Origin of the sequence: Taibaiella sp. KBW10, assembly GCF_003852495.1 — a bacterium.
Lineage (GTDB): Bacteria > Bacteroidota > Bacteroidia > Chitinophagales > Chitinophagaceae > Edaphocola.
On sequence record NZ_QAJI01000005.1, the window covers coordinates 310,473 to 333,905 of the forward strand.

General features: G+C 42.6%; 18 protein-coding genes. 11 read left to right on the forward strand and 7 right to left on the reverse strand.

All coding sequences use genetic code 11. The features are described 5' to 3' along the window. Positions 1-16 precede the first annotated feature (16 nt). The 6 genes from DBR32_RS11830 to DBR32_RS11855 are packed head-to-tail and all read left to right on the forward strand — an operon-like array spanning position 17 to position 7,316. Positions 17-643 carry a hypothetical protein gene (locus DBR32_RS11830; RefSeq protein ID WP_124636545.1) on the forward strand — a complete coding sequence of 209 codons (627 nt, stop codon included), beginning with the start codon at positions 17-19 and terminating at the stop codon, positions 641-643. A gap of 37 nt (positions 644-680) precedes the next feature. Then, positions 681-1,814, forward strand: coding sequence for an AAA family ATPase (locus DBR32_RS11835; RefSeq protein ID WP_124636546.1), 1,134 nt, complete (start codon positions 681-683; stop codon positions 1,812-1,814). Next, positions 1,787-2,515, forward strand: coding sequence for a hypothetical protein (locus tag DBR32_RS11840; RefSeq protein WP_124636547.1), 729 nt, complete (start codon positions 1,787-1,789; stop codon positions 2,513-2,515). Before DBR32_RS11835 ends, DBR32_RS11840 begins: the two co-directional genes overlap by 28 nt. 4 nt (positions 2,516-2,519) lie before the next feature. Then, entirely contained in the window at positions 2,520-4,883 is a 2,364-nt protein-coding gene (locus tag DBR32_RS11845) for a hypothetical protein (RefSeq protein ID WP_124636548.1), read from the forward strand. Further along, on the forward strand, positions 4,873-6,309 hold the full coding sequence (locus DBR32_RS11850) for a hypothetical protein (protein WP_124636549.1): 1,437 nt from the start codon (positions 4,873-4,875) through the stop codon (positions 6,307-6,309). Before DBR32_RS11845 ends, DBR32_RS11850 begins: the two co-directional genes overlap by 11 nt. A gap of 5 nt (positions 6,310-6,314) precedes the next feature. Further along, a complete protein-coding gene (locus DBR32_RS11855) occupies positions 6,315-7,316 on the forward strand; it encodes a lipopolysaccharide assembly protein LapB (RefSeq protein WP_124636550.1) in 1,002 nt (333 codons plus the stop codon). An 80-nt stretch (positions 7,317-7,396) separates the two neighbouring features. On the opposite strand, the gene DBR32_RS11860 is transcribed toward DBR32_RS11855, so the two are convergent. Next, on the reverse strand, positions 7,397-7,939 hold the full coding sequence (locus DBR32_RS11860; RefSeq protein WP_124636551.1) for a GNAT family N-acetyltransferase: 543 nt from the start codon (positions 7,937-7,939) through the stop codon (positions 7,397-7,399). Between the two features lie 346 nt (positions 7,940-8,285). Continuing rightward, a complete protein-coding gene (locus DBR32_RS11865; protein WP_124636552.1) occupies positions 8,286-11,468 on the reverse strand; it encodes a zinc-dependent metalloprotease in 3,183 nt (1,060 codons plus the stop codon). A gap of 474 nt (positions 11,469-11,942) precedes the next feature. On the opposite strand from DBR32_RS11865, the gene DBR32_RS11870 reads away from it, so the two are divergent. From DBR32_RS11870 to DBR32_RS11880, 3 genes are all read left to right on the forward strand, one after another. Then, positions 11,943-14,765, forward strand: coding sequence for a sensor histidine kinase (locus tag DBR32_RS11870; protein ID WP_158605976.1), 2,823 nt, complete (start codon positions 11,943-11,945; stop codon positions 14,763-14,765). Then, a complete protein-coding gene (locus DBR32_RS11875; RefSeq protein WP_124636554.1) occupies positions 14,740-15,504 on the forward strand; it encodes a LytTR family DNA-binding domain-containing protein in 765 nt (254 codons plus the stop codon). The genes DBR32_RS11870 and DBR32_RS11875 overlap by 26 nt, the downstream gene beginning before the upstream one ends. A 409-nt stretch (positions 15,505-15,913) precedes the next feature. After that, positions 15,914-17,338: an RtcB family protein gene (locus DBR32_RS11880; protein WP_124636555.1), complete on the forward strand. Its 1,425-nt coding sequence runs from the start codon at positions 15,914-15,916 to the stop codon at positions 17,336-17,338. A 33-nt stretch (positions 17,339-17,371) separates the two neighbouring features. Here DBR32_RS11880 and DBR32_RS11885 read toward each other — a convergent pair whose 3' ends face one another. Together DBR32_RS11885 and murC are read right to left on the reverse strand one after the other, a co-directional pair. Then, positions 17,372-17,596 carry a hypothetical protein gene (locus DBR32_RS11885; protein WP_124636556.1) on the reverse strand — a complete coding sequence of 75 codons (225 nt, stop codon included), beginning with the start codon at positions 17,594-17,596 and terminating at the stop codon, positions 17,372-17,374. Between the two features lie 9 nt (positions 17,597-17,605). Next, positions 17,606-18,985: a UDP-N-acetylmuramate--L-alanine ligase gene (gene murC, locus DBR32_RS11890; RefSeq protein ID WP_124636557.1), complete on the reverse strand. Its 1,380-nt coding sequence runs from the start codon at positions 18,983-18,985 to the stop codon at positions 17,606-17,608. Positions 18,986-19,336: 351 nt separating this feature from the next. Between murC and DBR32_RS11895 the strand changes: the two genes are divergently transcribed. Next, positions 19,337-20,257 (forward strand): DUF72 domain-containing protein, encoded by a 921-nt coding sequence (locus DBR32_RS11895; RefSeq protein ID WP_124636558.1) that lies wholly within the window; start codon positions 19,337-19,339, stop codon positions 20,255-20,257. A 464-nt stretch (positions 20,258-20,721) separates the two neighbouring features. On the opposite strand, the gene DBR32_RS11905 is transcribed toward DBR32_RS11895, so the two are convergent. Continuing rightward, the gene (locus DBR32_RS11905; RefSeq protein WP_124636560.1) at positions 20,722-20,925 is read right to left on the reverse strand and encodes a hypothetical protein; all 204 of its coding nucleotides are present in this window, start codon (positions 20,923-20,925) and stop codon (positions 20,722-20,724) included. Positions 20,926-21,223: 298 nt separating this feature from the next. Here DBR32_RS11905 and DBR32_RS11910 point away from each other — a divergent pair, with 298 nt between their 5' ends. Further along, entirely contained in the window at positions 21,224-21,505 is a 282-nt protein-coding gene (locus DBR32_RS11910; RefSeq protein ID WP_233559727.1) for a hypothetical protein, read from the forward strand. Positions 21,506-21,722: 217 nt separating this feature from the next. On the opposite strand, the gene DBR32_RS11915 is transcribed toward DBR32_RS11910, so the two are convergent. Continuing rightward, positions 21,723-22,616 (reverse strand): hypothetical protein, encoded by an 894-nt coding sequence (locus DBR32_RS11915; protein ID WP_124636562.1) that lies wholly within the window; start codon positions 22,614-22,616, stop codon positions 21,723-21,725. 235 nt (positions 22,617-22,851) lie between these two features. Next, complete coding sequence (locus tag DBR32_RS11920; protein ID WP_124636563.1) at positions 22,852-23,256, reverse strand: hypothetical protein; 405 nt, start codon at positions 23,254-23,256, stop codon at positions 22,852-22,854. Positions 23,257-23,433: the final 177 nt, after the last annotated feature.

Consider the following 23,433-nt stretch of genomic DNA (forward strand, 5'->3'; position numbering starts at 1 on the left):
TGCATGTATACTTAACATGAAGAAATATTACTTTTTAGATACCCTTATGCAGCTCCGCAATTCGGAAGAATTGGTCTTGTTCCATAAATCGTTCACCATCGATGCGGAAGAAGCGGCATTGGTAACCGATTTCCTGGAACGCTGCTACGACGAAGAGTGTCTGTCTTATCCCGGACAAGCGCCACCATTTAATGCCGCTGCAGCCTTGTGGGCAGCGCAAACGGTCTATTTTACGGCCCAGCTTTACCTGTTCAGAACAGATACCTTAAAAGACCTTGCCGGGCTTTTCCCCGAGCCAAAGTTTTCTGCAGATGCCGGAGCCATATTGTCGGCAGACCTTTGTCTCCGCTTTTTACCAAAACTCATACAGGAATTACGCTATGCTGATCCGGAAGATCCTTTGTGTGCTTTATTGGCTAGGCGTCTGGTTCCTTTTCATTACAGCGCCATCGGTACAAAAGAGGTCGCCATAGATAGCATTAACTGGGAGCAGGAGCCTACTGATTCCTGTTACCGGTATTTATACCTCAACCGGATCGTCGAACGCAAGGACTTGGAAAGAGCCGCTGTTCCCTATTGGAAACAATCCATAAGCGATCATTTGGGTGCCTATAAGACGACTTTCTGGAAAGCACTTATCTAAAAGAATATTAATTAAATTTTTGAGCACAATTAATTTTATGAATGCGAATATCGAACGCTTAAACCAGGTATTGACCTACGTTAAAAATACATTTATCGGCAAAAACGAGATCATAGATCTTCTGGGAATCAGCCTGATCGCCAGGGAAAATGTATTCTTGTATGGGCCTCCTGGAACCGCAAAAAGTGCCATCGTCAGAATGCTGGCTTCCTGCATAGCAGAGGGAAAGAACTTTGAATATCTACTTACCCGCTTTACCGAACCCAATGAGATCTTCGGACCTTTTGATATCCGGAAGCTTAAAGAGGGTGAGTTGAAAACCAATACCGAAGGGATGATGCCCGAAGCCTCAATGGTGTTTCTCGATGAGATTTTTAATGCAAATTCCGCCATCCTGAACAGTCTCTTAATGGCGCTGAATGAAAAGATATTCCGGAGAGGAAAAGAAACGAAAAACCTGCCGGCATTAATGTTCGTTGGTGCCAGTAATGTGCTGCCGGAAGAAGAAGCGCTCAACGCTTTATTCGATCGTTTTCTGGTGAGGGTCAACTGCGACTATGTGGCTCCCGAACTACTGCAACAAGTATTGCTGGCCGGCAGGCAGCTCGAACAAGGGGCGGATCTCTTAAAACCGGAAATTACAGCGGATGTAGTAAAAGAACTGCAGCAACATTGCCGGAGTATTGATCTGCAGCCGGTCTACGAGGTTTATGTGAACACCATATTCAGCTTACGTAATGCGGGGATTAGTATTTCAGATCGCAGGGCAGTAAAAATGCAGCACCTGATCGCCGCCAGTGCTTTGATGTGTGATAGGAGCGCAGCGGTCTTGTCGGATCTCTGGGTACTTAAGCATATCTGGGACACGGAAGAGCAGATCGAGATTTTGGAAGGGATTATCAACGGGATCATCGACAAAGATGATGATCCTAAAGCGCATCCACAGGCGAGGTTCAACAAAGTACCCGATCCGGAAGAGATCATGAAAGATGTACAGTTGCTACAGGCGGAATGGGAAACAGGCGAGCTGAAATTTGAAAAACAGAACATCATAAAGGATAAGCTGCGCTATTTACAGACCCGGGCAGACTGGATAAAAAGTGCGGAGCAGAAACAGTTTATACAAACCGAAATTGAAGCTTTATGGCAGAAAATGCTACAGACCATTTAACGGCATATTATGCACAGATACCGGTAGCACACAAGGAGGGCCTGGGATCAATAAGACATTGGCAGCAGTTGCGGGTGGCGCAGGAAGGCGACCTGCTTTGGATCAAAGGATTTACAAAAGAGCAGATACAGTCGAAAGAGTTTAAGTGGATTCCTTTTCTGCAGGCTTATGAATGCAGGGCCAATCTATTATTCCGTATAGGCCACCTTGTTCCCGAACGGAGGCTACCGGCATCCCTGCTCTGGAATCCGGTAGAACGATTGCTGAATGTTACATTCAACAATTGGAACCATAATTACTTTGGTATCGGAGAGCAGGTTCCGGTATCGATCATTCCATCAGAAAAAGAAACAGATGCCTTTGCACTACTGTGCAACACCGTGGTGGCCGCTCCTTATATTTTCGAATCATTAAAGGTTCGTTTAGATAGGATCCAATGGCTTATGCTGGAAGAGCGGGCATTGTTTCTGGGAACCCCGGTTTTAAGCATACCCGGCGATACGTTTTGGAAACAAGGCAGGCATCTGATTCCTACAGGGTATGATTTTGTTTATGGCATACTACAGGAGATCATTGCAAAAAAAATAGATGCACCGGGCGAAAACTGGATATTATGGCATACCGACAGTACCTATACCTTAATACCCCAATCATCGGTAAAACCTTTAAGCATCAGTTCTTTCAGATTAAGTACAATATAAAACAATGAATGCAACAGATTACTTCCAGTCTTATGAAAAGTACTTCTGGGAATGGGAAGACGATATGGGTGTGGAGACGGGAGAACCCTATCAGCATCTTATATCCATCCCTAATGTAAGTGTAATCGCTTACCGGGATTATGCCCTGGAATTATTACAGCAAATAGCGATTGACGGCATCCCCTTGTTTGGGGCTTACGTGCTGGTTTTGTATGCCAGTAGTAAAAATGCAAGCTCCGGTTTTGACGGGGTATCCTATTACTTAAGAAATAACAACCAATACGCTTATAATGTAGCAGAGGCCGTTGACTTCCTGGAGAAAGTAGATCGGATCGATGATAAATACAAGAAAGGGAAGAATAAAGGCTTATTGCTACAGACCATCTTTAAAGACTGCCATCATAAGATACCGCAAAAAGAAGCTAAGGACATATTGGATGAAGTAACCAGTGCGGTGCATTTGTTACAGGACTGTGCGGTGAAAGCACCCTTTAATAATGCGATTTTTCAGAAAGAAGTCAGGGTGCTGGAACTACTGAATAAGCGATTCCCGACGGCCCAGGCGATCGAAAAAGCCATGGCCGGCCTGATGGAAGTACCGGGGATCGCAGAGGAAATTGTCGAAGAAACCATTACAGCAGATTCCCGAAAAGATTTTGTACAACAATTAATCGAAGATCCGAAGACCTTTCAGGTGGGCGCTTTGATTAAGCGGATCTGGAGCGGGCTGAAGATACCCATACACCAGCTTTCCCCGGGCGAGCAGCCGATCGGTGGTGTTTCGGATATGACCAATAAAGGTAATTTTGACCAGATGCTTTTGTCGGAGTTTGCATATGATGATGACCTGTTTTTGTCCCGTATTGCGAATAATGAAACGTTATATATCAAACGAGAGATCCCTCCCGAAGAGAATATTTTTGAGCGCATCATCCTTATCGACAGCAGCATTAAGAACTGGGGTACGCCAAAAGTAATGGCAATGGCTACGGCCATTGCCATTACGAACCATCCCAAAGCGAAAATGAGCTGCCATACCGTTATTTTAGGGACTACCGCAAGGGAAGTCGCTTTCGACGAAGTTGTCCAGGTTATCGACGGCCTATCCGTGGTCAGTGGCTTGCTTGATGTGGCCGATACTTTGGATGGCTACATGAAACAACAAGCCTTTCAAAAAAATATAGAAATATTTTTTATTACTTCAGCACAGGCTTTAAAAGCAACGCGTTTACAAAAGATACTTCAGGAGCATTCCGCATCCATTAAGTATGTCATCGCTACAGAACCCGATGGCAGCATGGATTTTTTCCGGCATCAGAAAGGGACGAAAAGGCATATACAGAAAATAGTATTGCCTCTGGAAGAATTATGGGCAGACAAACCCAAAGAAAAAAGTGTACGGAAAAAAGAGCTGGATATGTTTCCTTTGAACTATGATATCCTGTTTCCCGTGCCCAAGAGTATTTTGGCTCGGTTTGTGCTGAAGGATGCATATTATGTGCTCAGCAGTAAAAAGAACTTATACCGCTGCTTGCTTGCAGAACGGAATAAATATAGTGCATACCGCCAGATACTGGCCGGAGGCGATCTGTTGTTCGGGCAGATATCGGTGAAGTCTAATGGTGATTATGCATTGTGTAAAGATGAGGATGGGGTCCTTTTTTTATACTATTTCGACCGGCAATCAAGATTATTGTCCAGTCTGAACTTGCTTACAAAAGCATACAAAAGCCTTACTGTTGCCCTGCAGGATTTCGCTCCTGATCAGCAACTCGTAGCACAGGATGGGGAAGCATATCTTTTTCATTCCTTACCGGAACTGTGCCGTGAAATCACGATAGATGCGGAATCTTTGAGGCTACAGCCGATACCCGAAAAAATGCAATTAGAGATCAGGAAAGGGAAGAATGAGCAGGCCGCTACCCTGAACAGTCTTTCCTTAGAGGGACAGCGGATACTGACCAATCATTTTCTTATAGGTATTAATGATAAGGGACAGTTGATGTTTTCGAATTATGTATTGGGACTATATCACACCTATCTTATGTTGAAGCGCGTCAAAGGGAGTAAGATCCAAATCATGGCGGAGCGGCGGCATAAAGATATATTTACCTTTCCCGATGGCAGTGAGTTGCTGGTCGATACACGGGGCATGCTCACCTTAACCAGTAGCAATACTTCGATCCCGAAGATCTATATCCCTGCAGCGCAGCATATGGCCTTAGGGCTCGTCACCAGTGATGGGGTATTTTCCGGAAATGATTATTTTTTACGAGAGGGACAAATGAATGAACCGGTAAATATGGCAGGATTTTACACACAATACATTCAGGCGTTCATCAATACAATTGTAACACATGGAGTTTAGGATAAGGCCGGTTGCAAGAAACACATTCCCGCCCGGTGCTATACTGATACGCAACAGCAGCCCTGCAGTATGGCTGGAGGAGGCGCAGCAATTATTCCTCGACCTGAGCCGGGTAAAAGCTTATGCCGTACCCGGAGCGCAGGCTAATGTATTGTATGGCTGCATTTTTATTTGTGAGCAGGATGGCCTGCCGGCAAATATGCGCTCAAATCAATCATTGCAAATGGTAGAAGGCCGGTTATTTATACCGGAACACAGCCACTATTATCCCGAAATCCATACCACAGAATGGCATAAATTTTTTCCGGAAAGTTTTTATCTCCTGCATCCGGAAACGGGCCTGGTAAAGCTGGATGAGCCGGTTAACTGGATGGCGCTACTGGATATAAGACCGGAAAAAAAGAAGCGCCTCAAAATTGCAGCCGAAAGTGTGCCCATCCCGGAACAGATACGGTCTTTCAGTGTGTCTCTGGATGATGAAGCCTTGCGTAAAGAACTATTAGCGCCAAAGACGGAGCAGGAGCTATTAGATAACCTTCCTTTCGACCTTAAAAAGCTGATGAATGGCAACCAGAAAGAAATGGAGAAATACCTTCGATACCTGCAAGAGCATCCGGAAAAAGCTATTGCCTTAGGGCTACCATTAGATATGTTGGGAACCTCAAGGAACAGTCAGAGGGGGCAATATACTTTTGCCGGAGCAGGTATGTCTGCTTTTGCCACAAACTTTATGAACCGTATTTTCTCTTTTGGAGGAGCAGACCGGCAGGAAAGAACACCAAGATTTGCCGGAGCGCGAAACAAGTCCTTTGCCCCAATAGTCGCTCTGATAGGAGTACTGTGGCTGTTCTCGTTGGTATTCCGGAACATTAATAAGCCCGATCATGACCTGAGCAGTACTGCATTGAGATCAGGTGCTCAAACGGAAATGGGGCAGGTAATGAGGGATTCGCTGAGACAGATCATAAGGAGCGTAGAAGACAACCGATCCACAGCAAAACAGAATACCGCCGACACACAACAAGACAAGAAAAGATTTGCCGGCGAAGTAGCCGTTGAGGAAAAAACCTTGGCCGCACAGAAATACACATCATCGGAACCGGCGGCATCGCCTCGCTATCGATCCTGGAATCTGCTTAGTGTTATGGGTATGGTCTGCGCACTACTGGGGGGTATTGTCGTATTACGCTTATTGTTTGGACGTGCCGGGGTACCTGGCCATTCCATATGGCATAAAATAGATATGGGAACCCGTTCCGGTCTCCGGAAATTGATGTATGTTCTTGTGCTTTTGACCTTATTGCTTCTTATTTTTTATCCTTTATTGTATCGTTTTGGCTTCGATGGCTTGAGTATTGTTGTTACGGGTGTAGTAGCCCTGATGCTGTACCGCTTGCTGAAGCCTTCAGGAACATTATTAAAATAGCGTGTATGAAACCACAAAGTTTCGAACAGAAATTATTTAATACTGTTGTGCTGCTGTTGCTGCTCAAGGTATTTCTATCTATGTTCACCTCCGGAGGACTGAACGTCCGGAGTTTCTTGATTGCCTTGTTGATACTGGTCTTGATTATAGTGATCATAAGGATCATCATGTCTGGCCGTAATACAAGATCACATTCCTCATCCGGTGGTGGTGCAAATGTTTTATTGAGCAGCAATATGTTTAACCGTATACAACAGGAATATGAAACCCTTGCTGCAAACTACCTCAAACAGGGCGCGTACCGGAAAGCGGCCGATATTTACCTGAGGCTGCTGAAAAATCCACATATGGGGGCACAGACGCTGGAGCAGGGAAAGCTATATAATGAAGCGGCGATCATTTACCTTGATAAGCTGCAAAACAAAAATAAAGCGGCCGAATGCTATGAGCTGGGTAGGGATTATACCAGGGCAATACCCTTATTTAAAGAACTGGATAATAAGGAAAAAGTGGGCGACCTGTATAACCTTTTGGCGGATAGAGAACAGGCAAACCATTATTACCAACTGGTTACTGACGATTATATCGAAAAGGGACAATATATAAAAGCCTCACTGATGTATAAACAGAAAATGGGTCTGCCCGGTAAAGCAAAAGACCTGCTATGGAAGGGTTGGGAAACGCGCAAAGACGCCTTCAATTGCCTGAATAATTACCTCACTTACCTGGATCATGATCATGAGGTTATGGATACCCTGGAAAGGGTAGCAGCGACATCAGACATGACGCAAAAAGAAATACTGCTGCAAGTATTGAAGTATGAATACAATAAGTATAGCAGCCTGGAAGTGCCTATACGCGATATGGCTTATACACTTATTGCAGAAAGGTTGCCCTCAAATCCCCGCATTGCAGAGCAGCTTAAAGATTTTGTGCCGGGCGATAAAGTACTGAGCAATGATATTTCCCGGTACCTGAACAAGGGCAATAAAGCTATCGGATTTTAATCATCAGATGGACTAGAAAGGCTCGATAGAAAACTATTTTGGCCGGTGCAACTCTTCTGTACAAAAGGGCTACACCGGTTTTAGTTTTTCTCATATGTCGTCTTCAGCAGACCATAAATCACTGAGTTTTCCATGACGCCATCTTTACAATAATGATCAATCATCTCTCCCTCCCGACTGAAATTAAATTTTTCAACAAGTTTTAGAGAAGCCATATTATTTGGTTCGATCATAGCTTCTATTCTGTTTAGCTTCATTTCATTAAACCCATAGCTAATGATGGCGGGTAGTGCTTCACTCATGATCCCCTTACCTTTGTTTTCATCATTGTATAGTATATAAAAGATTTCTGCACGGGCATGATCCAGATACCAGGTGTGGAACCCCGACATGCCGATATGCCTTCCTTCTTTGTCTAAAACCTGGATAAAGAGAAAACTCTTATTAAAGGTGATATAACCCCTTACATACTTTGCTTTTTCTTTTTGCAGTGCTTCTTCCGAATCTAATCCCAGCAACTCAATGATCTCAGGGTCGCTTAGGCATTCGAAGATATATTTGTATTCGGCTTCTCCCAATAGGCGTAGCCGGAGAAGGTCTGTTTCGATGATCTTGAAATCCATAAAGTACTTGTTCACAATGCTGCAAACTAAATCGTTTTTCGAAGTATTTTAAATTTTTTTTCTACTGCGTAGAACTGTTGAATAATAATGTGTAGATATTTGCATTGTACAATAACGAGATACTCCAGCTCAAGGTCGAAGCTGTTGAAAAGTGATATTTAACCACGCGATTTTCGGATATTTCCCTTAGACCTGTGCATCATTCCTTATATTGAACAGGCTTAATACGATAAACAATATAATAGAAATGGCGGNNCCGCCATTTCTATTATATTGTTGCAAGCTCGTAATTTGATTTTCAGAAATACATCAATTCCGAAATGATTACCGTTGTACTGTTTGTTTACTATTTTGTCACAGCCAATCGCTTGCTCTGTACCATTTTCCCATTAACCTGTAAAGTATAGATATACAGTCCGGCGGGTAAACCGTCCAGGTCTATGCGCAGATTATGGTTACCTGCTTCCTTAAGCGTATAGGTCCTGACAAGCTTGCCCATCATATCATGTACCAGCAGCAGGGCATGCGCAGCATCTTCCTGGGATAACACCACTTTTACAGTCGTATATCTTTCTGCCGGATTGGGCACGGCATCTGACAGTTTACTTTGAGTAGCTACCTTTGTTCCATAGATGCCCCCGGACAATTCAGATGGCATTTGTTCCTGGTAATGATGCCAAGGCTCATTGTAACCGAAATCCAGCAGGCTCTTAGCTCGGTCACTGATATCAAGCGTGCCGGCTGCAATCTCCCGCACCATGCTCAGCTCTTCTTCTGTGAGCATTTTTATACTGCGGTTTTCCTCTTTTAACGTTCTCAACAAACTATAATAATCATGGTAAGCGGTTATCTCTTCATCAGGTAATCTCAGGTTAGCCAGCAGCTTATCAAAAGCACTGTAATTTTCCTGTTCCAGGTAAAGCGGCAAGAGCAGTTTTTTGGCTTCGATATGGTCCACCGCTTCCAGGAAGGCTACCATCTCCTCAATACTTCCCGTTTCATTATAGTGATTGATTATGCCGGCAAATTCAGCGGCCATCTGTGTTTGCATAGGACCTGGTCCGATCTCCATAATCCATGTATGAAAGGCCTCGTCCAAAATGCGGTCTATATTAGATTCAACATTACCCGGAAGATTGCACATCGAATTAGGATCAATGGGATCTACTCCGAGGCAGCCCGTACGAGTAAATGTACCACTGACATACACAGGCGTCTGGGCTGGAGAAGCCCAATAATAATAGGTCCAGGGATTAGCTGTATAAGATGCAATATGCTTGACTACCGGGCCACTAAATCCATTACCGGCACGATATTGTGTACTTCCACAGCCATTACCCTGATTTTTCAGTGCACCCCAGGTTGATTGAGGGTTGATTAAAAAGTTATAATCTCCTCCGACAAAACGGTTGCAGAGCAGGTCCAGCGCCTGGTTATCCTGCTGGGTAGTGATCCCCAGCCTTGCATTATTGATCACATTATCGATTACCCTGCCCCCCGTATTATTCGTATGGTTAATGGTAATCCCCCGCATATTAGGATTGTTACCGGAGTTCAATATCGTATTGCGGGTAAGCGTGAGCCCACCGGTACGATCTGCATAGATCGCCTGACCTTCGTGTAAATAAGTCTGCATACCGCTGGTATAAACATAGTTGAGCAAGTTGTCAAAAGTATTGCCCTGGGCATAAGAGAAGTTATCGGCAAATATGATCCCGCTAGCCACACTATCAAACGTACAGTTCATGATCTTCACATTGCGTAAGGGGGAATTACTGTAGGTGTTGATATTGATGGCTTCTTTGTATCCTTTAAAACTGCAATTCTGAATACGGAATCCTGCATCAACAGAATAGATGGCCCGGTTACGCTGAGAAATGTCGAAATAAGGAGTTGTCATGGGAATCTTATTCTGGAAAGTACACTTAGTGATCAGTACACCGCGTTCATTATAGGATGATACCATAGGGAAATTATCCCTGTTGATATTGGTGGGCGCCTGCGGGTTCTCGGTCAGGAATTGTACGTTGGATAAAGTACAGGAAGAGCCCCGCGGGAAGGAAGGATAGTCATTTAACTCTATTGCCCTGCTGCAATCTCTAAAAATACTATTGTTTACATTGATGATACCGCCACCCTGTAGCATATCATCCGTAAAATCCTGTACGGCGTCGTAGGCATTCTCTATAGTCGCATTGTTTTTCATTTCGAAACTACCCTGGTTTGCAGGATAAGGAGGTGCAGACTTATCTCCATAAAGCTGTATGCCATGCCAGCCGGTTTTTGCATGGTAGGAAGTGATCGTACCGCCGTCCAGCACCAGTTTGGCACCTTTCTCCACGGTAATGCGACCGTCAGGAGGCATCTGTACCTCACAGGTAATGGTCAGCGTTTTCCCTGCTTTTACAATAATATCTTGGTACATTCTGATACCGAAATCCCAGACCTGGTCGGAAGAGACCTGCCAAGGAGTGGCATTATGCGCTTGTGTCGGATAAATATACCGGGACATAGAACCCAGATAGGCCGAACGATGCATCCTACCTAACTGCATGGGCGAAAGATAACGGTTGCCTCTTCCCATAAAATTATCCGAACAGCTGTTCGCGTTAATAGGCGCCAGGTCCGTAGTGGGATCGCAAGCCCATGGTGAGTTAATAACACAAAGCCCGGAAGGGAAAATATCGCTTAGCCAATCACTTGAACCGGTTCCTACCCTTTCGCATTCTGACTGACCTGCATTGTAGTCGTACAAATGCCATAATCCAAACATATGGCCCAGTTCATGAATAAAGGTAGCGTAGGCCCCCCAGGAATTTATTTTAGGGCCAGACAGGGCTATATAACCGACACCTGCCTGAAAAGCGTCAGAAAGTCCAAAATTATTACCTCCGGAGGTCCATCCGTTAATACCACTAGTAGCGGCAGTGCCATTAAGTTCGTGCTCTATTAACAGCACATTTAAAATGGAATCATTTTTTTGCGTGCCGTAATTAGTACTAAGGAACGTATGATAATCCTGGCCGTCATAGGTGACAAAGTCAATGCCCACTAACTTGACCCTGAACTTTGAATCGGCTATATGGCAATTTGTGCAGGTGCTGGGATTGGGCTTGGTAGGAGCCAGGATATTACCCAATCCACCATAAGGTGATGGTATCCATGCCGGATTCACCCAGTCCTGAAGAAGTGCATTAATTTCAGCAATATCGGTAGGGTTATTCGCATATTGCGGAGTAGAGAGCAATGTATTCTGAACGACTACAGCCCGCACCCTTATTTCCTTGGGAGTCGTAGGCTGGATATTCTGCCCCGGGAACGGACGGAAATTTATGTTTTTTGAAAAGTAATTCGTAAAAATCGCGGAGGCTTTGCTACAATTGGCATTTGCACCCTTCTGTAGTGCCGCTCCACCCGAAGGTTGAACAACGCACTGTTGTGCATGTAGGTGAGAAGCCAGGCCGATCAAAAGAAGGGAGAGCATTAATCTTCCCCAGGCAGGTTGCTTCATTAGATAAGATGAAATCATAAAAGATAATTTTAAAAAGAAATAAAAAAAATGAATTCGCAAGAACAGGTACCTGAACCCTTCGTATATGTAAATAGCACGTTTTTGCCTGATCACACAAGTGGTATTGAGAAAATGCGTTTTATTAAATAGGAAATGCGTTACCTTATCGATTAACTGCACATAGCTGGGAGATGTTTTGATGGCGACAGGAATAGCAAACCCTTTTTTAGCTATTTTTATTCTTATTAATTTTTTGCTGCAAAAGCAAAAAACGGTATTGAGTAGTTGCACGTTCTTATGCGTAAGTGATACATATCTTTATGAAACTGCACAGCCCGAAAGCAGGCATTCGGCAATAGGTCTAAACTGATTTTCTTTTCTTTATATTGCATACGTATGCGGTATTACCTGTTGCTTTTTTTGTTATATCTGCTCTTGTTTGATGCAAAGCCTGCCTCAGCTATATTGCTGCAGCCTGCACGGCATATAACAATGGCGGATGGCTTACCCAGCAATGTGGTTTACGATATATATGAAGACAGCAAAGGATTTATGTGGTTCTGTACCGACCAGGGTATCAGCCGTTACGATGGCTCGGCTTTTCATAATTACTCCATTAAAGACGGTGTTCCGGACAGGGAGGTCTTCAGGATAAGGGAAGATAACCAGCAGCGCTACTGGCTGGTCTGTTATAACAGGAAAGCCTGCTATCTGAAACACGGAAAAATATATACCAGTGAGAATGATGCGCTTTGCAGGAAAATAGAGGCTGAGGATATTGCTTATGACGAGCTATTTACCGACCGCGATGGCAACGAATGCCTGGTCGGCAAAAAAATCGGGGTGCTCCGTCCGGGGCCGCCTTATCTGAAAATCCTAGATCATGTTACATTACCGGCAGGAAGGTTAAGGCACTTTCGCATAAATGGTGATGACTGTATCATGACCACAAACGGCCTGTATAACATCAATACCAACGCTCTTCAGAAAATGGGTTACGCCGCGGTTTCATTTTATGATGGCCATTCTCTTTTTGTTTCAGCCTTTACAAGTACGGAAAAAGGACAGGAGCTGCATCAATGGCAGTTAAGGGGAGATAGTCTTTATCTGGTAAAAGAAATCAAGGTACCCGGTCGCCTTTATCAGGCAGGTCCTTTGGAAAAGAATGGCATGAAGCTTTGTACCTCTGAGGGTATACTGGCTTATGATAGCCTGTCGAAAAAAATTATACCCGATCCCGGCTTCCCGGCTGGTGTGCCTACGAACAATATGCGGGTGGACAAAAAAGGCAACCAGTGGATAAGTACCTTAAACGACGGGGTATACTTTGTTCCTGTGAATGGCGGCAGAATTATTGATCAACGTTCTGGCCTCCTTAAAAGTAATATACTATCTATCTCACTGAGTAGTGAAGGGGATATTTTAGCAGGTGATGATGACGGACATGTCTATCGTATAAAGAAGAATAATACCATACAGATCTATACGTTGACGCCACGGCTACCTGACAACCGTGTCCTGTTTGTGCGTGATAATGGTCAGGGATTACTGATTGTGGGAAGCGATGCGGGATTATTTACTATTGAGGGTGAGCATGTATCTGCTATCCGGGTATCGATTTCGATGAAAGCCGGTGTGTTTTCTGAAAACCACTTTTATGCCGGATTCTCTGCGGGCTTCCTGGTTTATAACAGCCATACCCGTAAGGCCGGGTATTATGAAATGGGTCGTATTACAGCGCTGGCATTAGATGGTAAGCACATCTTATGGACCGGCGGTATCGAAGGATTGAACTATTATACGGATGGACAAGCCCAAAAATACAACCTGGACACCCTCTTGGCCAGCTCCCGCATTACCTGCATGGCAACTGCGCCCGGTGGTGGCATCCTTGCAGGCAGCATTACGCAGGGGTTGTTTGTTATAAAAAGTCCGGAGCAGCCACCTCTACACCTTGATAAGCTCAAAGGGCTTTCCGGCAATAGTTGTAAACAGATCTTTGTTTCTGAAAACGGCTGTATCTGGTTGTGTTCAGATGGCGGTATCGACCGCATCATCCAGACCGAAGACGGCGATTTTATGATAAAACCATTTCCGCTCCCTTCGGGCTTAACCGGCAACCAGATCAATGACCTGGCAGAAAGCGACGGTCGCTTGTACCTGGCCACATCCGGAGGTATTCTGGCTTTAAACAGTGAGGGTATGCTGCCTTTCGACCCTCCCCGTTTGTATATAGAGTCCGTAAATGGCAATGCATTCACCGGGCAATCGCTCCGGTTTCGGTATAAGGAACGGAACCTGCAAATTATGTATACGGGCCTGAGCTATACAGGAGGATCCCCAATAGAATATAAATATATACTGGCAGGTAGCCTGGACGATACCTTATACACTAATGAGCAGGCGATTAATTTTTCAGCATTAAGCCCGGGAGATTATAAGCTGTTGCTGTGGTGTCGTAGCCCGGCTAGCGATTGGACAGCCAGCCCGGTTCAACTCTCCTTTACCATTCTGGCGCCGTTCTGGCGCCATCCGGTCTCCATTGCCGTACTGCTACTGCTTGCCGGTGCAGCTGTGATCGCGATATTCCGGTTCAGGATCAATAAAGTGAAAAAGCGCGTGGCGCAGGAAGCCCGTAACCAGCAGCAGCTGGCTGAGCTGGAAATGAATGCCCTACGCGCACAGATCAACCCACATTTCATCTTTAATGCACTTAATGCCATTCAATTCTATTATAGCCAGAATGATGAAATAACGGCAAATCACTACATGTCCTCGTTTGCCCATTTCATAAGGCTTACACTCGCGCACTCGCAAACACATTGGTTGCCCCTAAGTGAAGAGATCGCTATGCTGCGTATTTACCTGGAATTAGAGCAGATCCGCTTCCAGCATTTGTTTACCGTTACTATTAATGTGATGCCCGGTCTTACTGTGGAGCAGGTTGCCATACCTGCTATGCTCATTCAGCCTTATGTGGAGAACGCGATCAACCATGGGCTGCGTTACCTTAAAGAGCGGCAGGGCGAGCTTATTCTTTCTTTCTCCATGAAGCAGGATAATTTGTGCATCATCATAGATGATAATGGTATAGGACGCACACAGGCCTCGACCTATAAGCAGTCGCAGCATGCCTCATTTGGGATGAAGATTACCCACCAGCGTATAGAAGCCATCAACCGCATGTATGGTATTATTGTATTGGTGGATATTATAGATAAACCGGAGACCGGAGATAAGCCAGGAGGCACACAGGTATCCTTACTTATACCCTTAGAATTAATAGATCATGATTCTGACTACACTAATCGTTGACGATGAAAAAGGAAGCAGGCAAACCCTGCGACATTTCCTGGAACGCTACTGTCCGGATGTGCAGGTCGTGGCCGAAGCTGATTCGGTCGATGCCGCAATCCTGGAGATTGAACAGCATAATCCTATGCTGCTGTTCCTGGATATCAATATGCCAAAGGAAAATGGGTTTGCACTATTTCAGAAAATACCGAAACCAGATTTCCAGACTATATTTGTAACGGCATATGACAACTATGCACTTCAGGCCATCAGGCAACATGCGCTCGACTATATCCTGAAACCTTTGAACGTTACGGATCTTAAGGCAGCGGTAGAAAGAGCACAGCAATATTGTAGCCGGCAGCAAATAGCAGATCGTATAGGAGACCTGCTTTCCAACCTGGAGCAACCTCCGGCGGCGAAAATTAAGATAGATCTGCCTACAACCAATGGATTTATCTATGTACCTATTGCCTCGATCATTCGTTGTGAAGGCTCCGACAATTATACCTTTTTCCACTTTATAGATCGAAAGCCGGTAATCGTATGCCGCACGCTCGGTAACTATGAGTTGCTTTTAAAGGATCATGGCTTTATCCGGGTACACCACCAGCACCTGATCAACCAGGATCATCTGCTGGAGTACAGGCAAGGCCGTGGAGGTACGATATTGATGAGCGATCATTCCGAAGTAGCGGTTTCCCAGCGGAAGCGGGAGGAATTCCTTCAGGTTATACGAGGTAAGATATCGCAGAAGTAATTATTGTCCGGGTTCTTGATAGTTTGTTGCGGTATATCGCTAGCAGATGGATACTTGGTGCCTGATCCTGCAGAGTCTTTTCCCTATTCTACAGGCATCAATACTTTGTCATAAACTGCCTTTAATAGCCGTCTGCTTTTTCAGCATCATTACTACACAGCTCTGGCAGATTTGTCATATCTGTATCTATCTGCTTGTACGCTGTTACCTGCATCGACCGGTACATTCTTTTGAATCGTTCCGTAGTTATTTTTATTTTTTTGAAATTTTTTTACACTACGCAGAAGTACTGCGCAGTAGTATGTACATCTTTGCATTATCAATTAATATTCTTATAGTTTAGAGGGAACGATAGTCCATATGAATCGTGGATTCGGATCCAAGCCGGATTATAAGATAAAAACAAATAATGATGAACAGAATCAATGGTAATGACCTGCTGGCATTAGGATATCCCGAAAATGAATTGCTGGGTATCGCTTTAAAGATTAATAAAAAAAGACATGGTTATACGCGAGAAGAAATGCTGGGAATGTATCAAAATGTATTGAAGAATACAGAAGAATATATTGGACATAAGATTTTCGGTGCGCTGGCAGATGCGATTATGAACGGCGTAGGTACACAACCGGAAGAAAATCTGATCCCACTTAAAGAATCAGCCCTGCCTTTTGAAGTATATGGTAAAGAACATATTGAGGACGGTGCTTTTAACCAGATGAATGTTGCGATGAGACTGCCCGTAACCGTTGCCGGTGCGCTGATGCCCGATGCACACCAGGGTTATGGTCTGCCTATAGGCGGAGTGCTGGCTACCCGGAATGCGATTATTCCTTATGGCGTTGGTGTGGATATTGGTTGCCGTATGGCCTTGTCTGTATATGATATACCGGAGCAGTATTATGCTGCGCATCACGATTTGTTGAAAAACATCCTGACGGAAAATTCCCGCTTCGGTGCAGGGCATGGTTTCCAGGGGCAATACCGTGCAGAACACAACGTTCTGGACCATGCTGCGTTTGAAACCAATAGCTTTATCCAGCGCATGAAAGATAAGGCCTGGTCTCAATTAGGATCTTCCGGAGGGGGTAATCACTTCGTAGAATTCGGGATCATCAGCTTCGAACAGGAAGATAAGGTGCTGAATATTCCTAAAGGAAATTACCTGGCCTTGCTGACGCATTCCGGATCCCGTGGATTTGGCGCGACCCTTGCCGGACATTATACACAGCTGGCCAAACAAATTTGTAAACTGCCGCATGAAGCCAAGAACCTAGCCTATCTGGACCTGGATTCTGAAGCCGGGCAGGAATACTGGATTGCAATGAACCTGGCAGGAGATTATGCCTCTGCCTGTCATGAAGTGATCCATAATAAGATCTCAAAAGCACTGGGGGCGCAGGTTTTAGCCAAAGTGGAGAACCACCATAACTTTGCCTGGAAAGAAACCTGGAACGGGGAAGAAGTAATTGTACACCGGAAAGGTGCCACGCCTGCCGGGAAAGACGTGATGGGGATCATTCCGGGATCAATGACCGCACCGGGTTTCCTGGTACGGGGTAAAGGATCGGAAAATGCCATTAATTCGGCTTCACATGGTGCCGGAAGACAAATGAGCCGAACCCAAGCCGTCAAATCCTTGTCCAAAGAAAAGGTAAAAGCGGTTCTAGAACAACATAACATCACACTGATCGGTGCCGGAATTGATGAAGCGCCGATGGCTTATAAAGATATACACCAGGTAATGGCCGCGCAAACCGACCTTGTAGATGTAGTAGCTACTTTTCAACCGAAAATGGTACGGATGGCCGATGATGGTAGCCGGGAAGATTAATAAAAAGCCCCTTTTACATTAAAGGGGCTTTTCTTATGCCTGATTGGCTTCTTTTTCAAAAAGATCTAATAGTTTTTGCAGATCATGTCTCCAGAAAAATTGCTCTTTTGTAATATCCGAACCGGGATCTTTATAGAACAACCGGAATGCAGACATATTACCATTGCCCACTTTTTCTATTTTAAGCACCTGTTTGCCAAAGCCCCTGGCCTTTCTTTTAAAATCCTGTAATTCATCATTTACGGATAAATGCTCCATCTTTTATTTTTATACAATTAAGTTTAACTTGTTCATTACTTCGTCGCCGAATTGTTCCAGCGACGGATCGCGCGCACCCATCAATAATATAACGCAATCATCCGTAAAGTGGCTTTGCATATTATCAATCAACTCATTTCTATCCGCGACAAAATAAGCCTGTACACCGTTGTTCTGTAGATCCTTGATCAAATCATGCGCAGAAATATCTTTTGTAGTCGTACCGCCTGCATAATAGATCTCACTCATCCACATTTCATCCTGTGGACGTAAGGTTCTGGTGATCTCCGCAACAAGCTCTGCGCGAATAAAACGAGTTGGCGCAAAACCATGTGGCTGAAACCAGGCGATCAATTTATCGGCTACCGGTTTGCAGGCTTCAATACTGGCGGCAATCTTAGCCGGGTTATGTGCATAATCATCAATAACCGTAATACCATTAAGCTTGCCCAACAACTGGTGGCGGCGATAAATGCCGGGATAGTTTTGCAGTGCGGCAGCACATTGAGTAAGGGTCACATGCAACAATTTGGCAACCGCAATACAGGCCAATGCATTTTCCATATTATGCGCGCCAATCGTCGGCAGTTGAAACGGAATGCCGGCTACTTTGAAATAAATATTGAAACCTTCTTGTTTGAAGTCCGTACCGGAAGTTGCTGCCCCTGTACCAAAATCATATGCTGTATCCGTACTATAGGATTTTGCAAGCGCATGCGATTGATTCACGATGAAGTAGTCCTTTGTATGGCTTTTGAAAATAGAGAAGATCTCATGCAATTCGGATAGCTCCTTATGATCCTTATCCACACTTAATAATACGCCAATACTCGGTTTATACTGTACCAAAGAACCATCACTTTCATCCGCTTCAATAATTAGCCAGTCACTTTTGCCCACGTGGCAATTTCCAATCTTACCTTGTTTGATCAGCGATACAATACCGGCGCCTGTAATCAAAGAAGCATCAATGCCACTGTGTGTTAGTAAATGAAATAACATAGCGGCCGTTGTACTCTTGCCACTCGTACCGGCGATCGCAATTGTCTTTTTACTTTCACAAATCTGCGCCAATAATTGCGCACGGGTAATGATGGGTATATGCAAGGATTTGGCACGTGCCACCTCTACATTGGTATCCTCAATAGCCGTGCTCACAACCAGCACTTCATCGGTCTCTTTGATCTGTGCTTTAAGCTGATGATAGCAGGTAATTCCTTCCGCTTCCAATTGCTGCTTGGTATGATTATTTTGTTCTGTATTAAACAGGCGGTCACTACCCGCAACATGCTTTCCGGTACCGCTTAAATATTGTGCAATAGCACTCATGCCCGCTCCGGCTACTCCGGCAAAGAAAAAGTTTTGTTTGTCTAAAATCTGCTCTGTCATGATGTGTGAATGTAATACAAAAGTAAAGGATATCGTATAGATTTACACCGCTGCTTTTGGAATTATAAAGAACCGCATAAATTTTTATATCAGAAGTATATCTTCAATTTGGCATCGGAAAAAATATTTGTGTAACCCTGTAAACACACAATAGCCGTGAAAGAACAATTGTACATATCATTCTTTTTCATTGTAGCCTAACAAAAGCGGTCAATTATTACTGAATCATAATATCCTGGAAAGAGGAGATCCGGTGAAAACCATCCGGCAAAGTTTGTTATGATCATTGTTATCCCTGTCGCTAAAACAAGCGGCAGGGATTTTTTGCCTGCTTTTGCTTAAGTTTGATTTATGGAATTTGGACGTGTGCCTGCACACTTATTAGAAGCTATTGATTTTCGTTTAGCAGAAGAACCCGTTTGGAATCGTAAGGTACTTTGCGGGGCCTCAAATCCAGCGCCTGTTGTATATACCGGATGCCCCAAATGGGGAGCGAAGCACTGGCTGGGGAAGATTTACCCGGAAAAAACTAAAGAAAGAGATTTTCTTTCCAACTACATACAGCATTTTAACAGTATAGAACTCAATGCCACCCACTATAAAGTTTACGACGAACAGACTATTCTAAAATGGACAGCCGCTGCTGTAGGGAAAGACTTCCTGTTTTGCCCGAAGATGTATCAGGACATAACGCATAGAGGTGCTTTAAATGATAAGCAGATGCTTACCACATTATTTCTGAATCCATTAAGGGCGTTTAAAGAACACTTAGGCCCTGTCTTTATCCAATTAAGTGAGCATTTCTCTATACGAAGGAAGCCGGAATTATTAGCTTATCTAGCCACCTTACCCCAAGACATTTCCTTTTTTCTGGAGTTACGGCATCCCGATTGGTTTAGTCATCCACTCGTTTTTGAAGCCTTCCTAAAGCAATTACAGCAAATGAATATAGGGATCGTTATTACCGATACTGCCGGCCGCAGGGATTGTGCCCATATGTACCTAAGCATAGCCAAAGTGTTTATTCGATTTGTGAGTAATAGTTTAGATCCCAGCGACTATACCCGTTTAGATGATTGGGTACAGCGATTGAAATACTGGTTCGATCATGGCCTGGAAACGGCGTTTTTCTTTATACACATGCAGGAAGAAGCAATGTCTCCGGAACTGGCAGCGTACTTTAACCTGCAAATAAAAGAGGTGTTGCACATACCTGTAACAACACCTAAATTTATCGAGAAAAATACTTTATTTGAGGCAATTATATATTAGATGAACCCTCTAAGTAATTGTTTATTTTTATAATATGTGACATATAAGCATTAAATATATCACAAGACCTGTGAATTATTGTCACTTTATCGGTCCGTTACATATAAACGATATGTCATATTTTCACTGGTCTCATTTTTGTTAATGTTTTATTCCACTCCTTATAACAAAAAACTGGGGTGTATTTTAATATGAGCAACTATGACTTAATCAAACAAGCAATTCTGGAGAAGAAGCAGATTATTGCTAGTTACAATGGTTATTACAGAGAAATGTGTCCACATGCCATTGGTACAAAAAAAGGAAGAGAACAAGCTATATTTTACCAGTTCGGTGGTGATTCTAGCTCTGGACCGGTTTCCCCTGGTGATAAGTCAAACTGGAGATGCATCCCAGTTGCAGGACTTGATCAAGTCATGATTAGAGATGGAGAGTGGCATACTGCAGATAACCACTCAACACCGTCAACCTGCATCGACTTTATTGACGTTCAAGTCAAATTTTGAGTTCCAATCTTTTAAGTAATTTAGAACATCTTCATCAGAAAGCGTATCTTTCCATGATGCAACAATGCTTATTATATCTGAATTTGCACCAAGTTTTGAAAGAGCTACTGCAATTTCTTTTATAATGAGCATTTGTTGTTTATTAACTTCATTCTTTTGCATAACATGTGTTTTTGGCAAAATTACCTCAAAGATTAAATGTTTGCAACGCTCTTAATGCTTTCTCTTTAATAAAGTACTCTTATCTTTACAGCCAATTAAATCATTGCATATAAGAAGAACAATATTCTAATATCATATTTGTATCTGGTCATATAGTTGCCGTTCTAAATTACCACAACACGACATTGCACTACATATGATGCTGATACGTCCAGTACGGGCGTAGCTTTGTCTTTTGTGCAGAAGGTTGTGGTAAACCTTGAACGGCGGAAGAATTTCAGTTATCAAACAACCCTATGTGCAAGTTAAAGCGTCTCTCATAAAAGAGGGTTACTCGTTTATTGAGAAAGACGATGAGTTTTATGTATTTGCGAAAGGTCGATACCAATTATCTGTAGGTCTAAAGCAAAATGCTGTAAGTATTTTATCTGTCCAAGAGCCGATTTTGAATCAAAGCAAAGTAACTGATGGACTAAATAAGCTCGGCTTTAAACTAACGAAGACTAGCAATGGAAGTAATCAGATCACACCGGCATCAATGTTCAGATATGAAAAAGCAATGTCTATACCTGCTTTCTAATGGCAGCAATTAATGTAGAAAGGACCGGATTATTTACTGTGAATTATGGAAATTATTCTAAGTAGTTTAAGTGATAGGGCTTACATCATGTAAGCCCTATTAACATGCAATTTCCAATTTAATAAACTCCTTATTAGTAAGATCTTTATTAAGTTAAGGTACAATTAATAAAAAAAGGTACAGAGCAATCTGTACCTTTAATAATTAGATGAAACATTTAGGACGCTTCAAAATAATTGTCTTTTGAATAATTAAGGAATCTATCTATTGATCCATTGTACCTTATAACAAAATCAATCAATTCCTGTTTAGGCTTTCTATACGTGCCATTGATCTTTTTAACCACGGCTCTAATTGTGCCATCTTCCAACTTATGTAACAAACCACTTTCTAAACTTTCATTCAATTTAAAGTTCAAGAGATCTCTTGCAATATAGTTAGATGCAATAAACCAATTATATAACGAGTGATATGCACGGCCACTACAAGCTAACTTTCTCGGTAGCAGAATAATCTTCTTACCGTTAAACATAGGAAGGGAGCATTCTTTAGTCTGCCATTTATTTGTTGATGCATCGAAATACTCTATCTTAAAAGAGTATGTGGAAACAGAGTATTTATCACATACTTGCTTAGTATAATCCGCAAATATGTCTCTACACACATTGGCCAATATATCTGACATAATATCTTGGCCTATGCCTTTTACTAAGAGTAAAACATTATGAGCCTCATTTGTAATAGATATACCCTTTACCGCAAATTTGTTGTTTTGCAATGCGTCGTATATCGTGGCAGCTCTAAAATTAGACACTGCTTTACCCTTATTTGATCCCGAATACCCCAAATGGTATTCGTTTGCTTCATGTAAATGCGATAAGAAATTTAAACCGTTAATTCTATCACCAGTCACTACATAATCTCTGTTTAATTTAGTCAGAAACTGTGTAATTCTATTGTAAACTTCATTAATCAGTTTTACATCTCTATTGTTTGCAATTAAGAAAGGACATATAAATGCTCTTTTATCCTTTAATAGTGGAATGTCAAAGAATTCAATACTATCTGATTGAATCTTGAAATGTTGGGAAAATAAAATATTATTCTTCATACTTCTTATATTTAGAGTACTGCTGTTTATCACTTAAATATTTCGACAGGATAAACGACATTGTCGGGTCTATTATATATCGGTAGTTGCTAATTTCAATTTTCCATAGTAACTTTGTAATATAAAAGATGCAAGGATAGCAGCTAGGGTGACTAACCCGCTGAATTTTAAAGCTCGAACTTAAAAAATTTCTTATCCTTAAACCGATTAATGGGACCAATCATTAATCGGTTTTTTATTGTTGTTCTAAGTCTTCTGACTCCTTTTCTTTTTTAATAATTTCTCGTTTAATAAATTTAATTATCTCATCATTTTCGATCTTAATCTTTATTATATCATATATAATACGTTTTTGCTTATACTCTATACCTAAACTATCAAATAAACCTTTTGTATTGACGTAGAAATAATCACCTGCTTTATAGATTTTGAAAGCAGAACCTGCATCCTCGGTGATTATTACACCATACAAGTTGTCATCGTTCGGATCATCTTCATTTATTGCAAATCTGATAGATTTATTCTCAGTTATATCTAAATATGGCACAGCATCTGTAGAAAAGCCCAATTTTCCTGTTTGATGTATTGTAGCTTTTGCTTTATGGGATATTGTGTCCGCTTCTATGAATTTAAGCTTCATTATTGCAAATTTATGTTTTATTTTACAATCCTTTTTAATTTCTTTTTACTTCCTTTGTTGTATTTATGTACAAATATATGTTAAGTCTATCTGGTTTCCGTTTTTAAAAATCTAAAAATTACTGATTTTCAATTAATTATAAATTGTCATCTAAATTAGATAATCAATTTTTGAATA

Bases quoted from the DNA above. Each gene is read 5' to 3' on its own strand.
- DBR32_RS11830 (WP_124636545.1), top strand. From the start codon at position 17: ATGAAGAAATATTACTTTTTAGATACCCTTATGCAGCTCCGCAATTCG.
- DBR32_RS11835 (WP_124636546.1), top strand. From the start codon at position 681: ATGAATGCGAATATCGAACGCTTAAACCAGGTATTGACCTACGTTAAA.
- DBR32_RS11840 (WP_124636547.1), top strand. From the start codon at position 1,787: ATGGCAGAAAATGCTACAGACCATTTAACGGCATATTATGCACAGATA.
- DBR32_RS11845 (WP_124636548.1), top strand. From the start codon at position 2,520: ATGAATGCAACAGATTACTTCCAGTCTTATGAAAAGTACTTCTGGGAA.
- DBR32_RS11850 (WP_124636549.1), top strand. From the start codon at position 4,873: ATGGAGTTTAGGATAAGGCCGGTTGCAAGAAACACATTCCCGCCCGGT.
- DBR32_RS11855 (WP_124636550.1), top strand. From the start codon at position 6,315: ATGAAACCACAAAGTTTCGAACAGAAATTATTTAATACTGTTGTGCTG.
- DBR32_RS11860 (WP_124636551.1), bottom strand. From the start codon at position 7,939: ATGGATTTCAAGATCATCGAAACAGACCTTCTCCGGCTACGCCTATTG.
- DBR32_RS11865 (WP_124636552.1), bottom strand. From the start codon at position 11,468: ATGATTTCATCTTATCTAATGAAGCAACCTGCCTGGGGAAGATTAATG.
- DBR32_RS11870 (WP_158605976.1), top strand. From the start codon at position 11,943: ATGGCGGATGGCTTACCCAGCAATGTGGTTTACGATATATATGAAGAC.
- DBR32_RS11875 (WP_124636554.1), top strand. From the start codon at position 14,740: ATGATTCTGACTACACTAATCGTTGACGATGAAAAAGGAAGCAGGCAA.
- DBR32_RS11880 (WP_124636555.1), top strand. From the start codon at position 15,914: ATGATGAACAGAATCAATGGTAATGACCTGCTGGCATTAGGATATCCC.
- DBR32_RS11885 (WP_124636556.1), bottom strand. From the start codon at position 17,596: ATGGAGCATTTATCCGTAAATGATGAATTACAGGATTTTAAAAGAAAG.
- murC (WP_124636557.1), bottom strand. From the start codon at position 18,985: ATGACAGAGCAGATTTTAGACAAACAAAACTTTTTCTTTGCCGGAGTA.
- DBR32_RS11895 (WP_124636558.1), top strand. From the start codon at position 19,337: ATGGAATTTGGACGTGTGCCTGCACACTTATTAGAAGCTATTGATTTT.
- DBR32_RS11905 (WP_124636560.1), bottom strand. From the start codon at position 20,925: ATGCAAAAGAATGAAGTTAATAAACAACAAATGCTCATTATAAAAGAA.
- DBR32_RS11915 (WP_124636562.1), bottom strand. From the start codon at position 22,616: ATGAAGAATAATATTTTATTTTCCCAACATTTCAAGATTCAATCAGAT.
- DBR32_RS11920 (WP_124636563.1), bottom strand. From the start codon at position 23,256: ATGAAGCTTAAATTCATAGAAGCGGACACAATATCCCATAAAGCAAAA.